Genomic DNA, 16,077 nt, shown 5'->3' with positions numbered 1-16,077 from the left:
AACCCTCCGCCGCGGCGAGCAAAAGCCTTCCTCCCGACCGCTCATCGCACGACGGGGCGACGGATGTCTGACGTATATTTAAGTCGGGGGACGGTAACTGTTGGACCGGGCGCGCACTACCGGCTTCAGTTCCCATCCTCCCCACCCCGCGCGCCCGGCACACCCCACTGGCACCTCGGTGCTCGGCGCCGTTCCCCCACGGCGCCGTCTTCGCGACGCTCCGGAGCGGCAGCCCGTACACGCTCACGGGGCCGGGCATCGGGTGCCGGGGTGGCGAGTAGACGGACCGTCGCGACCGTTCGGGGGCCGTCAGTGCTCGATTTCGATCCGCGTCCCCCGAGTCGTGGCGCCCTCGAGTACCGGGAGCCGAATCTCGAGGATGCCGTTCCGGTACTGCGCCGAGATGTCCTCGTCGGCGACGGTCTTCGGGAACCGGAACCGGCGGTGGTACGTCCGGCGTCGGTTCCGCGACTCGTCGGTCCGCTCCGCGGCGACGTTGAGGACGCCGTCGTTCCACGTCACGTCGATGTCCTCGGGGTCGAACCCTGGCATCTCGACGCTCAGGACGAACTCGTCGTCTTCCTCGTACAGTTCGTAGTCGTCACGACCGGTTTCGAAGAACTGACTGGGGAAGTCCATACCGCTCGTCCAGGAACTGGGTGGACTCGGTCGCAGCGCCATGGCTGGTCACCTCGAATCCACCAAGATGGTTGTTCGCGGTTCTATAAAAATATTTCTTCATTTTTCTGTCATCGTTCGGGGTGCGGAACTCGCCGTGATGGACGGCCGGGTTCGAGAGGGGGGCAGGGGAACCGAATCGGGGACGCAGAGCGTCGCTGGGTGGGTTCCGGGTGTCGTCCGGGTCACCGGCACGGGCCTCCGGATCAGAGCCCGGCGGGTCGCGGCCGTCTCGAGGACTCGCTTCACCGAGGAGGCCTTCGGGCCTGAAAGCGGCTACCGTCGTCGGTCGACCACGTCGTGTGCTTCTATCGACCCGGAGGCTTATTCGGCTCCACGCCCCTTGGCCGGGTATGGACGCGGAGATCACGCCCGAAGACGTCGAGACGTTGCTGGAGAGCGACGACCGGCCGCGGATCGTCGACATCCGCTCGCCGGGCGAGTTCGACCGGGGGCACATCCCGGGCAGCGAGAACGTCCCCTTCGGGGAACTGCCGGACCGTGTCGAGGATTTCGCCGGCGCCGACCACATCGTCACCGTCTGTCCGCACGGCAAGGCCAGCGTGCAGGCCGCACGGCTCATCGGTTCCTACGAGGGGACGACGGACGCCCGCGTCGAGAGCATGGCCGGCGGGCTGGAGGCGTGGGACGGACCGCTCGAAACGGGCGACGGCGAGACCGAGACCCCCGACTCGCCGTTCTAGCACGCGGGTCCCGGAGAAACTGGCTCGACGGGCGGGCAACGCGCTCCCCTCCCTGCACGCCCGCGGGGCGGCAGCGCCGTTCGAACGGATACCTAGGTGACGATCACGCGACGTTGAACCCTTTGTCGCGGAGGAAGTCCTCCACGCGGCCGAGATGGTTCCCCTGGAGTTCGATGGAGCCGTCCTCGACGGTCCCGCCGCAGGCGAACTTCGACTTCAGGTCCGACGACAGGCTGTCCATGTCGACGTCTTTCGGATCGAACCCCTCGATGATCGTTACCTCCTTTCCGTAGCGGCGCTCGTCGATGCGGATGTTGATCTCCTGAGACTCCTTGGCCACGTCCTCGCAGACGCAGAGTTCCTCAGGGAGCCCGCACGTCGAGCAGACTTCCGACATTACAGGGTAAAGCTACTGGATGGGGCTATTAAACAGTGTCGGGACGAGCGGCGACGGCGCTCCCGACGGTCGATCAGCGGACGAACGGTCGGGTCGGGAGCGTCCGCTCCCGGACCAGTTCACCGACGGCGTCGACCGCCGCGTCCGCCTCCCGGCGATCCACCCCGTTCCCGTATCGCGCGCGTTCGTACGCCCGCAGGACCCGACGGGCGCGGTCGTCGGTCGTCACGCGCTCGACGTACGCCCGCGGCGTCTCGCCCGGGCGCCGGGGTCCCTCCTGGCGTTCGAGCAGGTAGACCAGTCGCTCGAACGCCCGGGTCGCGTCGGCGTCGGGGTCGCGACGCGGGCCGCGCCGCCGGAGCCACACCGCCCGAACCGCCCGGGCGCCCGCGCCGGTCCGCCTGACCGCCGCCCCGACGCCGACGAGGATCACCCCCCACAGCGCGAGCGTCTCGGTCGACGGGAGTTCCGGCCCGCCGTCGGTGGTCGTCCCCGCGTCCGTGCCCGTGTCGTCGACGGGGCCGGACTGCGTCCCCACGGCGTCCTGGCCGCCGGTGGGCGTCGGCGTCGGCGTGGCGTCCGTGCCGCCGTCGGGGGCGGTAGCGGGCGCCACGGGCGTCGATTCGAGCGTCTCGTTGGTGTCCACCCCCGTCTCGCCGCTCTCGCGGGCGTCCATCAGGCGCTCGAACTCCGCCGACTCCCGGGGCGCGACCGGCGTCGGATCGAACCGGACCCACCCCGCGTCGGGGACGTACACCTGCACCCACGCGTGGGAGTCGAGGCCGCGCACCACCCACTCCCCCCGCCCGACGCGCTCGCCCGTCGTGTACCCGGTGACGAACCGCGCGGGCACGCCCTCCGCCCGCAGCATCGCCACCATCGCCGTCGCGTAGTAGGTGCAGTAGCCGGCGTCCATCTCGAACAGGAAGGCGTCGGCGATGCTGCCCTCGGGGCGGTCGACGGTCAGCGAGTAGCGCTTGGTCGACTCCAGATGCGACTCGATGGCGACCGCCTTCTCGTAGGGCGAGTCGGCGCCGGCGGCCACCGCCCGGGCGCGCTCGCGGACGCGGTCCGGCGTCGAGGCCGGGAGCTGCGTGTAGCGCTCGACCACCTCGTCGGGGTAGTCGTCGACGGTGGCCCGAACGTCGGAGGGGTCCGGCCTGACCAGCCGGCTGGTGACCGTGTACGTCTCGTCGGGCTCGATCGTCGTCGCCGGCCGGAGGGATCCCTGTGGCGTCACCCGGACGCGGTCCGAAGGGATGCCCTCGACTTCCGTCGGCCGCCACGCCGCCGGCATCGCCCCCAGTTCCGTCTTGGCGGTCACCGTCTGTCGGATCTCGGTCCCGTCGTCGGGCGGCCCCCGAAGCCGGCCCGTGTACGGTTCGGTGTCGCCGGACCGCACCCACCCCGAGCCGGTGTACCGGTCGTACGTGCCCGTCGTCCAGTAGGCGTCGGCGCGGCTCTCGACGCGGAACTGGATCTGTGGCGAGAGTCGGATGGAGCCGACCACCTCCACCCGGTCCTGGGCGTCGACGAGGCTGGTCACGCCCGAGGGCGAGTCGCGGTCGGGGAGGACGGGACTCGCCTCCGTCGCCGGCACCGCGGACAGCGTCGCCGCCGCGACCACCGCGACGGCGAGCAGGATCACCAGCGTGTCGACCTGCGTGGCCGTGCCGCCGTAGCGATCCAGCGTCCCGAAGCCGACGACGGCCGCCGCGCCGACCACCCCGGCGAGCGTCGTGAGCGCCCCCGCGTCGCCGGTCAGGACGACCAGGGCGAGCGCCGCCCCGCCGACGACGACGCTCGAGACGTACTGGCGCCGGGCGGCGAGATACCACGAGAGGAAGACCGGCGTCGGCGCGACGGACAGCGCCCAGACGTTCGCCTGCGTCAGCCGCAGGACCGACAGCCCGGTGAGCAGGGCGACGGTGTCCGAGACCAACCGGTCGACCGAGATGAGCGCCCGCTGGCTCTCCGGCACGGAGAGGAAGTACACCGCGAACCCGCCGACGAGAAAGAGCGCCGTCAACAGGAGCGCGGTCCGCACCCGGAGGACCCGCCCCGTGGCGACGGCCAGCGTGGCCGTCCCCACGAGCGTCGCGAGCATGAGCCGCGAGCCCCCGACCACGTCCGTCACGTGATAGAGGACGCTCCCGTACGAGGCGGTCAGGACGGCGAGCGAGCAGAGGGCGGCGACCCGGAAGTTCGGGTCGAGGCTGCCCGGCAGGAGGCCGGGCGAACGGGCGTCGGTACTCACGCCCGCACCTCCCGGCGGTCGGCCGGCGGCGCGTCGTCCGTGCCGGCGCCCTCGTCGCCCCCGCTCGCTCCCTCGACGCCGATTCGGCGCCGGTCACCGGGGTCGAACGGCCGCGACGCGCCGTCGACGCGGACCGTCACCCCGTCGGCGTCCGCGCGGACGACCACGTCGGCGCTCTCGCCCACGTCGCCGTCGCCGACGCGGGCGAGGTGGTCGAGCAGCCGCCCGGCGTCGCCCGGCGTCAGGAGGAGCCCCCCGTCCGGGGTGGTGAGCGACACGGCCATCCCCTCGTCGAGGAGGGCGTAGCCGACGGTGGCGGCCGCCTCGGCCATCGCGTCGGCGCGCCCGGGCGCCGCGCTCGCCGCCATCGTCACCCGCTGGCGGTCGCCGTCGTCGGCGAACTCCTGGACGACGAGTTCCTCGCGCTTGGCGCTCGACTTCCAGTGGACGTCCCGGAGCGAGTCGCCGCGGGCGTACTCCCGGAGGTGGTCGAACGCGCCGCGCTCGGCGCCTTGATCCGGCGCGGCCAGCCCCCGCAGTCGCTCGCCCACGGCCGGCGAGGGATGGAACACCCGGGGATACACGAGCACCGCGTCCCGCCCCTCGGTGACGACGGTGCGCCGCGCGAGACCGAGGACGTCCCGGGCGCTGACGGTCGCCGGCCCGAGCGCGTGCTCGCCCCGCTCCCGGTAGGTCACCTCGTAGGCGAACGGCTCCCCCCCGATCAGGGTCGTCGCCTCGGCGTCGCCGTCGACGCCGTCGGGGAGGCGGTCGCGGACGACGCCGGTGACCGGGGTGTCGGTGTCGAAGGCGAGGCGGACGGTGGCCGTCGTTCCCGGATCGCCGGGCGGGGGCGTCGTCCGGTCGACGCGTGGCGGATCGAGGAGGTAGAGCTGGACGCCCGCGGCCGCGAGGACGACGGCGGCCGGCAGGACGACGGCGTCGAGCGCCCGCGGGCCGAACTCGACGCCCATGGCGACGGCGGCGGCGGCGACGGCGGCGACGGCGAGGCCGCGCCGGGTCGGGAGGACGCGCGGCATCTCACTCGACCGCGACGGCCGTCAGCGCGGCGTCGACGACGTCGCGCCCCGGTCCGTCGGCGTCGATGCGGTGGCTCCAGACGCTCGGTGCCTCGGTCTGCACGTCGTCCGGGACGACGTAGTCGCGGCCGTTCAGCACTGCCCGGGCCTGGGCGGCGCGGACGAGCGCGATGGCCCCCCGCGGACTCACGCCGAGGGTGGCGTTCTCGCGGGTGTGGGTCGCCAGCCGCGAGACGTAGCGCCGGACGGGCTCGCTCAGCGTGACGTTCGCGACGGTCCGCCGGGCGCCACGGAGGTCGTCCAGGCTCGCGACGGGGTCGAGCGACTCGATGGGGTGGTCGCCCGCGACCCGTTCCAACAGCGCGGTCTCCTCGTCCTCGCTCGGATACCCCAGGCGGAGTTTCTTCATGAAGCGGTCGATTTCGGCCATCGGCAGGTCGTAGGTCCGCCCCGGTTCGACGTCGTTCTGCGTCGCGATGACGATGAAGGGATCGGGCAGCGAGCGGGTCTCCCCGTCGACGGTCACCTGCTCTTCGGCCATCGCCTCCAGCAGGGCGGCCTGCGTCTTCGGCGGCGCGCGGTTGATCTCGTCGCCGAGGACGACGTTCGCGAACACCGGCCCGGGTCGGAACTCGAACTCCCGGGTCTTCTGGTTGAACACGTTGACGCCGGTGACGTCGGAGGGCAGGAGGTCGGGCGTGAACTGGACGCGCTTGAACGAGCAGTCGACGGAGGTGGCGACCGCGCGCCCGAGGACCGTCTTGCCGACGCCCGGCACGTCCTCCAGGAGGAGGTGGCCGCGTGCGAGCGCCGCGACGAGGATGTGCTCGATGGCGTCGTGCTGGCCGACGATCACCTCCTCGACGTTGTCGATGATTCGGTCGGTGAGCGTCGCGGCGGCGGACACCGACAGCGGCGGTACGTGATCCGCGTGCTCCGATTCCGGGATGCCTGCGTCCGTCATGGATGTGAAGCGAGCCGACGACCTCGCCCGGGCGTCCGGGCCACCGACCGACGGCGAGTGGGCGTGTGTAACGCCCCGACACACCTATACCTTCGGCTGGTGTCCGCGGTTGGCGCGCGCCCGCTGTCGAGGCACCACCCCGTCGGAGAGAGCGCGAGCGAAGCGTCTCAGACGCGTCGCGACGCGATCAGCGCCGCGCCGAGGAGGGCCGCGAGCGCGGCGCCCGCGCCGAAGCCGGGCCCGTTCCCGCCGGTCGACTCCGCGTCCCCGGCGTCGCCGTCGCCACTGCTATCGTCGCTACTGCTTCCGTCGTCGCTCCCGCCGGCGGCGTCACCGCCGTCGCCGCCGTCCGACTGCATCGCGATCCGTCGCTCGGAGAAGTGGTTCACGGCGACGAGCACGTCCGCGTTGGCCTGCGCGCTCGCCCGCTCCTCGACGAGGAACGCCGAGGAGTCACCGCCGTCGACGGTGCTCCGGAGTTCGCTGTACGACGAGGCGCGGGCCGCCGCCTCGCCGTCGACGGTCACCTGCAGGTCCTCGACGGAGCCCATCGCCCGCTCGGAGACGGTGGTGATGACGACCGTCCCCTGGTTCGACGACCGCTCGGCGGTCATCTCGACGGTGCCCTCGGTCCGCTGGGTCACCTCGACGGTCGTCTCCTCGCCGTACTGCACGACGTCGACGGCGAGGTCACCGCCCGACTCGGTCTTCGGGACCAGGTACACCTCCGCGGCGGCCTGGCCCTCGGTGATGAGTCGCTCCTGGTTCCGGTCCGCGTCGTCGCGACCCTGGGGGTACGACCGGAAGACGAGTTTGCCGTCGCTCCCCAGGTTCGCGGCGACGTCCCCGCGCTCGTTCACGGTCACCGACCCGTCGCCGACGACGAGGAACGTCCCCGTCGTCCCGTCCTCGGACGTGACGACCACGCGACTGTCGCTTTTCGCGTCGGCCTGCGAGGCGGCCGAGACGTTCGCGGTGACGTACTGCGACGAGCCCCCGGATCGGACGACGAGGACGCCCTTCGAGTTGTCGTGGGCCCGCATCGTCGCCCCGCTCTCGACGGACACCGTCGCCCCGACCTGGGTGTTCGATTCGAGCGCCACCGCGGCGGCCGTGAGTTCGGTCACCGCCGAGAGCCCGGCGTCGACGCCGACGGTACCCTGACTCTCGGCCGCACTCTCCGACTGCACTTTCACCGACTCGATGACGGTGTCGCCGTTCACCGAGTAGTCGACGATCGCGTCGCTGGTCGTCTCGAACTCGACGTGCGTTCCGGCGTAGGCGTCACCCTGCTGTGCCGCGGCGCCCCCGACAGGGACGACCACGCTCGCCACGAGCAGGACGGCTACGAAGACGGTTCGGACATCGAACATTCCGTCGGGAGCCTTGCCGAGTCCCGGGGATATGCTTTCTGGCCTTCGGAAGACGACTAAATTCGCCGCGCGCCGCAGACCCCCGGTCACCCGGCCATCACTTTTTGTCGTGTGTCCACGAGGGGTTCCCATGGACCGGGACTCGGCGGGGGGAGGGACGTGACCGACGACGCGGACGCCGACGGGCCGCTCGAACCGAGGGGGCGGGACACGCCGCTCGCGTCGAGTCGGGTGGCCGCCGCGACCAACCGGTTCATCCACGCGGTCGAACTCGTCGCCGCCGCCGTCTTCGCCCTGCTCTTTGCCATCGGCGTCGTCGACCTCATGATCCAGATCGGGCAGGCGACCGTCCGCGGCCGGATCACCGATCCGCTCGTCGTCATCGGCTTCATCGACACCGGTCTGCTCCTCCTCATCATCGTCGAGGTGTACGAGACGGTCATCGCCTACACCCAGGAGAGCGAGACGCGCCGGATCGTCCGCCTGGTCATCTACACCGGCGTCATCGCGATGGTGCGCAAGGCCATCATCTTCCGCACCGGCGAGTACGCGACGTCCCAGGACGCGCTCTTCGCCGCCGTCGCCTACGCCCTCCTCATTCTCGGACTGGTCGCCTTGCTCCTCGTCGAACGGGGGCAGGGACAGCGGGTCCTCGGGTAGGGGCGCGCTTTTGTGACTGCGGCCGTACTCCCGGACGTGACCGACCCCGCCCGTCCCCGGCCGTCCGAAGGCGAGTCGACCGCCGTCGAGGCCAACGGCGTCCGCCTCCACGTCGTCCGCGCGGGTCCGGACGACGGGCCGCCGGTCCTCCTGTTGCACGGCTTCCCCGAGTGCTGGTACGGCTGGCAGCCGGTCGCCGGGCGGCTGGCCGACGCGGGCTATCGCGTCCTCGTCCCCGACCAGCGGGGGTACAACGGGAGCGAGAAACCCGCGGGCGTGGGCGCCTACCGCCTCCCGACGCTCGCCGCCGACGCCGCGGGGCTGCTCGACGCCGTCGGCGCCGAGTCGGCCCACGTCGTCGGCCACGACTGGGGGGCCGCGGTGGCCTGGTGGTTGGCGCTCGACCGCCCCGACCGCGTCCGGACGCTCGCGGCGCTGAACGTCCCCCACCCGACGGTGATGCGTCGGACCCTGCGGCGGTCGTGGGACCAGCGCCGCCGGAGTTGGTACTTCGGTGCCGTCCAGGTGCCGCGCCTGCCCGAACTGGTCGCTGCGGCCGGGAACTACCGCCTCTTCGAGCGGACGATGCGCGAGTCGAGTCGGCCCGGCACCTTCGACGACGCCGACTTCGAGCGCTACCGGGCGGCGTGGCGGACGCCCGGCGCGCTGCGGGCGATGCTGAACTGGTACCGGGCGGTCGTGCGCCGTCCGCCCCCGGAGCGAACCGACCCGGTCGACCCCCCGACGCTCGTCCTCTGGGGCGCCCGCGACCGCTTCCTCCGCGCCTCGATGGCGAGGGAGAGCGCCGCCTACTGCCGGGACGGCCGGACCGTCCTGCTTCCCGACGCGACCCACTGGCTCCACCGCGAGTTCCCCGGACGGGTGACCGACCACCTGCGGGAGGGGTTCGCGGCGGCCGACTGAAACGGGAAGGCTCAACACCGCCCGCCGACAGCGACCACCGTGGAACTCGCGACGCGGCTCGTCGGCGAGGACGCCGACGTGGTGGCCGACCCGCGGTTCAGGGTGCTCCTCCTCGGCAGCGTCGTCTCGCCGATGGGCGCCTCGCTGGTCTCCCCGATCCTCGACTCCCTGCTCCCCGTCTACGGCGTCTCCGCGGCGCGGATCGGCCTCCTGATGGCTGCCTTCACCGCGCCGGCCGTCGTCGCCATCCCCCTCGTCGGCATGGCCTCGGACCGCGTGGGGCGAAAGCCCGTGCTGACGGCGGGGCTCGCCCTGTTCGGCGCCGCCGGCCTCGGGCTGGCGTTCACCGACGACTTCCGGGTCGCCGTCGGCCTGCGACTCGTGCAGGGCGTCGGCTTCACCGGCATCGCGCCCGTCCTCATCGCCGCCACGGGCGACCTCTTCTCGGGCGAGCGGGAGGCGACCGCGCAGGGCCTTCGCTTCACCGCGGTCGGCCTCTCGCTCGCCACCGTCCCCCTGCTCGCCGGCCTCCTGGTCACCGTGGCGTGGCAGTATCCCTTCTCCCTGTTCGCGCTCGGCCTGCCGGCGGCGCTCGTCGTCCACCTGTACTTCGAGGACCCCGCGGCCGACCGGGACGGGAGCGCCCTCGACGCGCGCCGCCTGGCCGCCCTCGTCCGCCGGCCGCGGATCGCCCTCGTCCTCGTCGGCCGGACCGTCCCCTCCGTCGTCTGGTTCGGCTTCCTGACCTACAACTCCATCGTGGTGGTGCAGTTACTCGACGGCACGCCCGGCGTCGCGGGGGCGCTGGTCGCCCTCGCCAGCGTCGCGAGCTCCGTCGGCGGGACGCAGGTCGGGCGGCTGACCGCCGCCTTCGACACTCGGCGGGCGCCCCTGCTCGTCGGGACGGCGGCCGCGGGGGCGGGGCTGGCGGGCGTCGCGCTCGCCCCCTCGCTCCCCGTCGCCGGCGTCGGGGCCGTCGTCGTCGGCGCGGGCTTCGGCGTCGTGTTGACGCTCTACCGGAGCACCATCTCGACGCTCGCCCCCGGCGACCTCCGCGGGTCGCTCGTCAGCCTCGGCGAGTCCGCCGGCCGGATCGGCAGCACCGTCGCACCGATCCTCACGAGCGGCGCCGTCGCCCTGACCACGCCCCGGTACGGCTTCGCCGCCGCCGTCCGCGGGACGCTGGTGTCCCTCGCCGCCGGGAGCCTCGTCCTCGGGACGGCGTGTGTCCTGTTCGCGGATCGGGCGCTCGGCGACGAATAGTTCGGACGTCGACAGGTCTTTGGTGGCTCGCTTCTCGGCTTCGAACGGGCATGTTGATCGAGAACCGGGACGAACTCGTCGCCGACCTGCGGGCGACGGCGGACGGTGGCCTCAGGGTCGTCGCCGAGTACGACAGCGAGGGGTACGACGCGTTCTACGTCCGCGACGACGTGGCGCCCCGGCTCGCGGACCGGGCCGACGAGATCCACGACGACCTGGTGCTCCAGGGCATCGGCCGGGAGCATCTGGAACGGCTCTTCGACGCCGGGTCGCTCCACTGCTCGATGCACCGCTTCGACGAGGTGACGGCCTTCCACTTCGTCGCCGCGGCGCACACCGGGCTGTTCGTGAGCGTCGACTCCGACGCCGACGTTCCCCTCTCGTCGTTCGCCGGGCTGTGCAAGGCACGACTGCCGTAGCGGCACGCCTTTACTCCCCGCGCGGCGAGGCCCGGTATGCCCGACCCCGGAAAGATCGACCGCGAGTTCTTCGAGACCCACGTCCGCCCGCGACTGGGCGCCGACCGCGACGACGTGCGCCTCGGGCCGACGCCGGGCGTCGACTTCGGCCTGCTGGACGTCGGCGACCGGGTCCTCGCCCTCGCCACCGACCCCGTCTCGATCCTCCCGGACCTCGGGTTCGAACGCGCCGGGCGCTTCGCGCTCGACGTCGTCCTCGCGGACGTGGCGGTCAGCGGCCTGCCGCCCACCCACCTCGCCGTCTCCTTCTCGCTCCCGCCGACGATGAGCGACGACGACTTCGCGGCGGTCTGGGAGGGGATCCACGCGGAGGCGTCGGCCCTCGGCGTGAGCGTCGTGACCGGTCACACCGCCCGCTACGAGGGGTGTTCGTTCCCCTGGGTCGGCGGCGCGACGGCGCTGGCCGTCGGCGACGCCGCCGACGTGGTGCGCCCGGACGGCGCCCGCCCCGGCGACGACCTGCTGGTCACGAGGGGGCCGGCCGTCGAGACGACCGGGCTGTTGACGACGCTGTTCCCCGACCGCATCGACCTCCCGCCGGAGACGCTGGCGACGGCACGGGCGCGACTCGACGAGGCCAGTTGCGTCCGCGACGCCCTGACCGCCGCGGCCGCGGGGCCGGTGACCGCGATGCACGACGCCACCGAGGGCGGCCTCCACGGCGCGTTCGTCGAGATGGCCGAGAGCGCCGGCGTCCGGTTCGAAATCGAGCGGGATCGCGTCCCGGTCCGTCCCGGCGTGGTCGAGACGTGTGCCGCCCTCGACGTCGACCCCTGGACCGCGACGTCGTCGGGGTCGCTCGTGTTGACCGTCGATCCCGCCGGCACCGACGACGTGCTGGCGGCGCTGGCCGAGCGGGGCACGCCGGCCGCGCGGGTCGGCCGGGTCGCCGAGAGCGAGGAGGGCGGGAGCGCCCACGTCGACGGCGAGCGGATCGCGGCGCCGGCGGTCGACTCCTCGTGGGCCGCCTACTCCCGGCTCTCGACCTGAACCGGGAGTTCGTCGAACCCCTCGCCGGTGAAGCGGTAGGCGCGGATCGTCTCGGGCGGCGAGACGATGGCGTAGACGTAGCCGGTCCAGGTCGCCCGCGCCCGGTCGGTCGCGCTCGGCCTCGCGGGGCTCTCGGGGTGGGAGTGATAGAAGCCGACGGCCTCCTCGCCCGCGGCTTCGAGGCGGTCCATCGTCGCCACCGTCGCCTCGGGGTCGAGTTCGTACTCGCTGCGGGGGTGGGCGGCGACGTTGTCGACGCGGTGGGCGTCGGTCACCCGGTCGGGCGGCCCGCGCGTCCCCGAGAGGACGCCACAGACCTCCGCGGGCGGGTCGCGGGCGGCGCCCTCCCCGGCGTGGTCGAGGAGGGCGTCCCGGACGGCCGCGGTGAGGGCGAGCGGCTCAGTCGAAGTCACGGCGCATCGCGATCTCGAACCACGGACAGAGGCGGAGCTGTCGGTACCAGGCGGGGTTGTCGTGGAGGTGGTCGTACTCCACCCACAGTCGGCCGGCGACCTCCGACTCGTCGGGGTCGAGGGTCGTGTCGTCGAGGGTACACTGCAGCACGGAGCAGACCTCCCACTCCAGGCCGGCGTTCTCGTAGTAGCGTTTGTACTCGAACTTGTCCGTCACCCGGAGGTCGCTGTACTGGTCGGAGGTGACGCCGAGTTCGTCGACGAGGCGCTTCCGGGTGGCCTCCTTCTGGCTCTCCCCCGGTCGGGGGTGGGAGGCGACGGTGCCGTCCCAGTGGGTGTCCCAGAGGCGCTTGCCCGGCGCGCGCTGGGCCAGCAGGATCCGCCCCTCGCCGTCGAAGACGAGGGCGGTGAAGGCGCGGTGGCGGACGCCGTCGCCGGTGTGGGCGTCGAGGCGGTTGACCGTCCCCTGCTCCTGATCGTCGGCGTCGACGGCGATGACCTCCTGTTCGGCGTTGGGGTGTCGCCCCGCCGTCCCGGCGTCGCCGCCCTCGTTCGCACTCATGCCCGACGTTGCGGGAGCGAGGGTAATGGCGTCTTCGGTGCCGGGTCGCCACGGGCCGTGTCGGCGCGCCTCGAATCACCTAACTGTGGGGCTCACGAAACCCGACCGATGAGTGACGAGCGAGATGGTGGCGTCGCCGTCTCGGCCGTCCGCGAACGGGTCGCGGCGGACGACGGCGACGACGTCACCGAGGGCGTGCTGGCGGGTATCGAGGAGCGCGCGGCTGACGGCCGGGACGCGACCGACGCGATCACGGTCTGGCACGAGGAGTGCCGCCGGAAGTGTCGCGCCGTCGCCGAGGACGTCGACGACGTCGAGGAACGGCTCCGCGAGGTGCTGGCGCCACTCGATCCGGCGGTTCGCGACACCACCCAGGTCCAGGGCCGGATCGACGAGTACGAGGACGAGTTCGAGACGTTCCGGTCGGACCTCGACGCCGTCCTCGACCGGCTGGCGGAGACGGAGCGGGCGCCGTCGACGGCCGCAGCCTGCTGTGAGGCCGCGGATTGGGTGTGGCGGTGCGAGCGGACCGTGGGGATGGTCGCGCACAACTGCCACCACCTCGAGGAGGAGATCGAGGAGTTCGAGACGTGGCTCCACGACCCGGAGACCCGACTCGACTCCTTCGCGGAGGAACTCGACGGCTTCGAGGAGTACCTCGACAACACGGAGGGGCTCCTCGACCTGCTCGAAGCGGGCGGCGGGCGTGGGGTCGACCCGTTCGACGCGTGGCTGGCGGCCTACCACCTCCAGCGGGTCATGGGGGTCGTCTTCGAGGAACTCCGGACGGAACTCGCGGAACTCGACTCGTGGCTGGCCGAGCAGGACGGCGCGTACGGCGACGAACTGGCGACGTTGCGGAGCCGGCTGGACTCGCTGGCGGAGCGCCACGAGGCGTGTTCGACCCGCCTCGACGCCGCCGAGTCGGCGGTCGACGACTTCGCGGAGCGACGCGCGGACGTCGCGGCGTCGCTCGATCGGTTCGAGGCGGCCATCGCCGACCTCGAACCGCCGGTCGACTGGGGCGAGGTCGAGCGGTTGGTGTCCGAGCAGTTCGAGGACCTGGGGATCGAGCTGAGTTAAACCGCCCCCGTCGCGACGAGGTACTGGGCGCCGAACAGGACGGTGTTGTAGAGGCCGTGGACGACCGCGGGGACGACGAGGTTCCGCGTCCGCTCGTAGAGGTAGCCGAGGACGAGCCCGAGGGTGGCCGCGACGGTGACGTAGGGGACCCGGGAGCCACCGCCGCCCGTGAGCGCGATCCAGTGGACGAGGCCGAACAGGACGCTGGAGAGGGCGATGGCGACCGAGGGACCCCAGGTGCGCCGGAGGATGCCCTGCACGCCGCCGCGGAAGACGAGTTCCTCGAACGGCCCGACCAGCAGGATGGCGACGGGGATCATATAGAGGAAGTAGCGGGGGTCCTGCTGCCCGGTGACGACGACCTGGTTCTGTGCCACCTCGACGCTGAGCGCCGCCAGCAGGCGCGCGATGAGGAGCTGGGCGCCCACGAGGACGACGACGCCGACGACGATCAGCCCCAGGTGCCGGAGCGTGGGGGATCGGATCTGCAGGAGGTCCCGCTCTCCGGTGATCGCGAGGTAGCCGCCGACGGCGACGCCGAAGCCCACGAACTGGAGGACGGCCCCGACGACCCGGTATTCGAGCGTCCCCTGGGCGACGAGGCCGGCCGCGACCAGCGCGTTCGCCCCGAGGCCGACCACCGCCGTCGCCGTGAGGAAGGCCGCGACGATCAGGAGGAGGCTCCGGAGCAGGCCCCACGCCCGTTCGACCGCGGACGCGCGCCGGGCCGCGGCGTCGGACGGCAGGTCGCCCACGCGCTCGCGACGGAGGTAGTACCCCACGGCGAAAACCAGGCCGAAGACGAGCGCCGCGAGGCCGAAGGCCGTCGCACGGTCGCTCCCCCGGAGCGACGCGTCCTGGTGGACGAGCGTCGCGAGCACCAGCCCGCCGAGCAGGTGGAGCATCGCCCCGGTCACGAGGAGTTCGTTGACCATACGGGGGGCAGTCGGCCCGGGAGTAAGTATCAGTCGATGACGAGACGGCGCTTCTCGCCCACCGCGTCGGCCTCGTCGACGTCGCCGCCGCCGAGCAGGCCCCGCGCGGCGCGTTTCCCCCACTCCACCGCCGGCTGGGTGAACGTCTCGACGCCGGCGAGTTCGCCGTACAACACGCAGGCCGCCTCCAGCCCGTAGACGAGTTCGCCCACGCCGCGCTCGTCGAGTCGGTCCACCTCGATCCGGACGTTCGGGCAGTTCGCGGCCGCGAGGCTCGCCTCCGTCGCCCGGAACTCCGCGTCGAGCAGGTCGCCGAGGCTCCCGCCGCCGAGGTAGGCGAGGCCGTCGAGTTCCGTCTCGGGGATGGGCACGTCGGGGCGCTCCCGCGGCCGGACGAGCGTGACGAGCTTGTCGCGGGGGCCGGCGCGGTAGAGCTGCAACTGGGAGTGCTGGTCGGTGGCGCCGAGCGCCCGGGCGGGCGTCTGGCCGACGGCGTCCTTGCCCAGGCTCTCGGCCCACAGCTGGGCGAACCACTCGGCGAAGCACTCCAGGGACTCGGCGTAGGGCATCACGCAGTTGATCCCCGCGCCCCGGCGCTCCAGCGCGTAGCAGGCGGCGCCGTAGGCGTAGGCGGGCGACTCGAACAGCGACCCCGCGAGCCGGTCGGCCTCGGCGCGGGCACCGGCGAGCAGGGCCTCCAGGTCGGCGCCCGCGATGGCCGCGACCGGGAGCGCGACCGTCGAGAGCGCCGAGAAGCGGCCGGGGACGCCCGCGGGCACGTCGAGGGCGGGCAGGTCGTGCCGGTCGGCCAGGTCGCGGAGGTTGCCCTCGGCGCCCGTCGTGACGAGCGTCCGCTCGGTCCAGTCGACGCCCGCGCGGTCCATCGCCTCGCGGACGACCAGGAAGTTCGCCAGCGTCTCCGCAGTGGTGCCGGACCGCGAGACGACGTGGACCACCGTGTCCGCGAGCGGCAGGGTATCGAGGAGCGCGCGGACGGCGGCGGGGTCGACGTTGTCGAGGACGTGGTGATCGAGGCCCGCCCCGAGCGCCTCGGCGAGCGTCGCGGCGCCGAGGGCGCTCCCGCCGATGCCGACGGTCAGGACCGCCGCGGGGTCGTCGAAGCGGGAGACGGCCTCCCGGACGGCGTCCGGGTCGGCGGTGTCGGGCAGGTTCAGGGCCGCGTAGCCGTGTTCGGCGTCGGTGCGGCCGCGTTCGATCCGGCCGTGGGCGTCGGCGACGCGCTCGTCCAGGCGGTCCAGCGCCGGCCGCGTCAGCCGGGGTTCGGCGTCGAGCGCGTTGCCGATGTCGACGTACATGGGGAGCACGGGGACGCGATGGGGCAAAACGGTTTCCCG

At 72.7% G+C, this 16,077-nt stretch carries 17 protein-coding genes; 7 read left to right on the top strand and 10 right to left on the bottom strand.

Annotation, left to right across the window (positions count from 1 at the left end):
• Window positions 1-309: 309 nt before the first annotated feature.
• Window positions 310-681, bottom strand: coding sequence for an Hsp20/alpha crystallin family protein (locus tag NBT67_RS10390; protein WP_251341653.1), 372 nt, complete (start codon window positions 679-681; stop codon window positions 310-312).
• A 350-nt stretch (window positions 682-1,031) separates the two neighbouring features.
• On the opposite strand from NBT67_RS10390, the gene NBT67_RS10385 reads away from it, so the two are divergent.
• On the top strand, window positions 1,032-1,382 hold the full coding sequence (locus NBT67_RS10385) for a rhodanese-like domain-containing protein (protein WP_251341652.1): 351 nt from the start codon (window positions 1,032-1,034) through the stop codon (window positions 1,380-1,382).
• Between the two features lie 103 nt (window positions 1,383-1,485).
• On the opposite strand, the gene yciH is transcribed toward NBT67_RS10385, so the two are convergent.
• The 5 genes from yciH to NBT67_RS10360 form a co-directional block, all read right to left on the bottom strand.
• Window positions 1,486-1,779 carry a stress response translation initiation inhibitor YciH gene (gene yciH / locus NBT67_RS10380; protein ID WP_049935096.1) on the bottom strand — a complete coding sequence of 98 codons (294 nt, stop codon included), beginning with the start codon at window positions 1,777-1,779 and terminating at the stop codon, window positions 1,486-1,488.
• A 73-nt stretch (window positions 1,780-1,852) separates the two neighbouring features.
• The gene (locus NBT67_RS10375; protein WP_251341651.1) at window positions 1,853-4,036 is read right to left on the bottom strand and encodes a transglutaminase TgpA family protein; all 2,184 of its coding nucleotides are present in this window, start codon (window positions 4,034-4,036) and stop codon (window positions 1,853-1,855) included.
• On the bottom strand, window positions 4,033-5,076 hold the full coding sequence (locus NBT67_RS10370) for a DUF58 domain-containing protein (protein ID WP_251341650.1): 1,044 nt from the start codon (window positions 5,074-5,076) through the stop codon (window positions 4,033-4,035). The genes NBT67_RS10375 and NBT67_RS10370 overlap by 4 nt, the downstream gene beginning before the upstream one ends.
• Before the next feature lies 1 nt (window position 5,077).
• Entirely contained in the window at window positions 5,078-6,040 is a 963-nt protein-coding gene (locus NBT67_RS10365) for an AAA family ATPase (protein WP_251341649.1), read from the bottom strand.
• A 167-nt stretch (window positions 6,041-6,207) separates the two neighbouring features.
• On the bottom strand, window positions 6,208-7,413 hold the full coding sequence (locus NBT67_RS10360) for a PGF-CTERM sorting domain-containing protein (RefSeq protein ID WP_251341648.1): 1,206 nt from the start codon (window positions 7,411-7,413) through the stop codon (window positions 6,208-6,210).
• 159 nt (window positions 7,414-7,572) lie between these two features.
• On the opposite strand from NBT67_RS10360, the gene NBT67_RS10355 reads away from it, so the two are divergent.
• From NBT67_RS10355 to NBT67_RS10335, 5 genes are read left to right on the top strand one after another with little or no spacing between them, the layout of a single operon-like run.
• Window positions 7,573-8,073: a phosphate-starvation-inducible PsiE family protein gene (locus tag NBT67_RS10355; RefSeq protein ID WP_251341647.1), complete on the top strand. Its 501-nt coding sequence runs from the start codon at window positions 7,573-7,575 to the stop codon at window positions 8,071-8,073.
• Window positions 8,074-8,109: 36 nt separating this feature from the next.
• A complete protein-coding gene (locus NBT67_RS10350; protein ID WP_251341646.1) occupies window positions 8,110-8,997 on the top strand; it encodes an alpha/beta fold hydrolase in 888 nt (295 codons plus the stop codon).
• Between the two features lie 39 nt (window positions 8,998-9,036).
• The gene (locus NBT67_RS10345; RefSeq protein ID WP_251341645.1) at window positions 9,037-10,260 is read left to right on the top strand and encodes an MFS transporter; all 1,224 of its coding nucleotides are present in this window, start codon (window positions 9,037-9,039) and stop codon (window positions 10,258-10,260) included.
• 50 nt (window positions 10,261-10,310) lie between these two features.
• Window positions 10,311-10,679, top strand: a complete 369-nt coding sequence (locus NBT67_RS10340) for a DUF7522 family protein (protein ID WP_251341644.1) — start codon at window positions 10,311-10,313, stop codon at window positions 10,677-10,679.
• Window positions 10,680-10,715: 36 nt separating this feature from the next.
• On the top strand, window positions 10,716-11,729 hold the full coding sequence (locus tag NBT67_RS10335; RefSeq protein ID WP_251341643.1) for an AIR synthase family protein: 1,014 nt from the start codon (window positions 10,716-10,718) through the stop codon (window positions 11,727-11,729).
• Here the strand turns inward: NBT67_RS10335 and NBT67_RS10330 are convergent.
• Both NBT67_RS10330 and NBT67_RS10325 read right to left on the bottom strand, forming a co-directional pair.
• Complete coding sequence (locus NBT67_RS10330; protein ID WP_251341642.1) at window positions 11,708-12,142, bottom strand: desampylase; 435 nt, start codon at window positions 12,140-12,142, stop codon at window positions 11,708-11,710. The genes NBT67_RS10335 and NBT67_RS10330 overlap by 22 nt on opposite strands.
• Window positions 12,129-12,704: an NUDIX hydrolase gene (locus tag NBT67_RS10325; protein ID WP_251341641.1), complete on the bottom strand. Its 576-nt coding sequence runs from the start codon at window positions 12,702-12,704 to the stop codon at window positions 12,129-12,131. Before NBT67_RS10325 ends, NBT67_RS10330 begins: the two co-directional genes overlap by 14 nt.
• Window positions 12,705-12,812: 108 nt before the next feature.
• Here NBT67_RS10325 and NBT67_RS10320 point away from each other — a divergent pair, with 108 nt between their 5' ends.
• Complete coding sequence (locus NBT67_RS10320) at window positions 12,813-13,787, top strand: hypothetical protein (protein WP_251341640.1); 975 nt, start codon at window positions 12,813-12,815, stop codon at window positions 13,785-13,787.
• On the opposite strand, the gene NBT67_RS10315 is transcribed toward NBT67_RS10320, so the two are convergent.
• Both NBT67_RS10315 and NBT67_RS10310 read right to left on the bottom strand, forming a co-directional pair.
• A complete protein-coding gene (locus NBT67_RS10315) occupies window positions 13,784-14,722 on the bottom strand; it encodes a CPBP family intramembrane glutamic endopeptidase (RefSeq protein WP_251341639.1) in 939 nt (312 codons plus the stop codon). The genes NBT67_RS10320 and NBT67_RS10315 overlap by 4 nt on opposite strands.
• A gap of 29 nt (window positions 14,723-14,751) precedes the next feature.
• Window positions 14,752-16,038, bottom strand: coding sequence for a glucose-6-phosphate isomerase (locus NBT67_RS10310; RefSeq protein ID WP_251341638.1), 1,287 nt, complete (start codon window positions 16,036-16,038; stop codon window positions 14,752-14,754).
• Between the last annotated feature and the right edge of the window lie 39 nt (window positions 16,039-16,077).

The sequence above is a fragment of the Haloplanus sp. GDY1 genome, from assembly GCF_023703775.1.
GTDB classification, from domain to species: Archaea; Halobacteriota; Halobacteria; order Halobacteriales; family Haloferacaceae; genus Haloplanus; species Haloplanus halophilus.
Note: the sequence above shows the minus strand (reverse complement) of the source record. Positions and strands in the feature narration are given on the sequence as shown.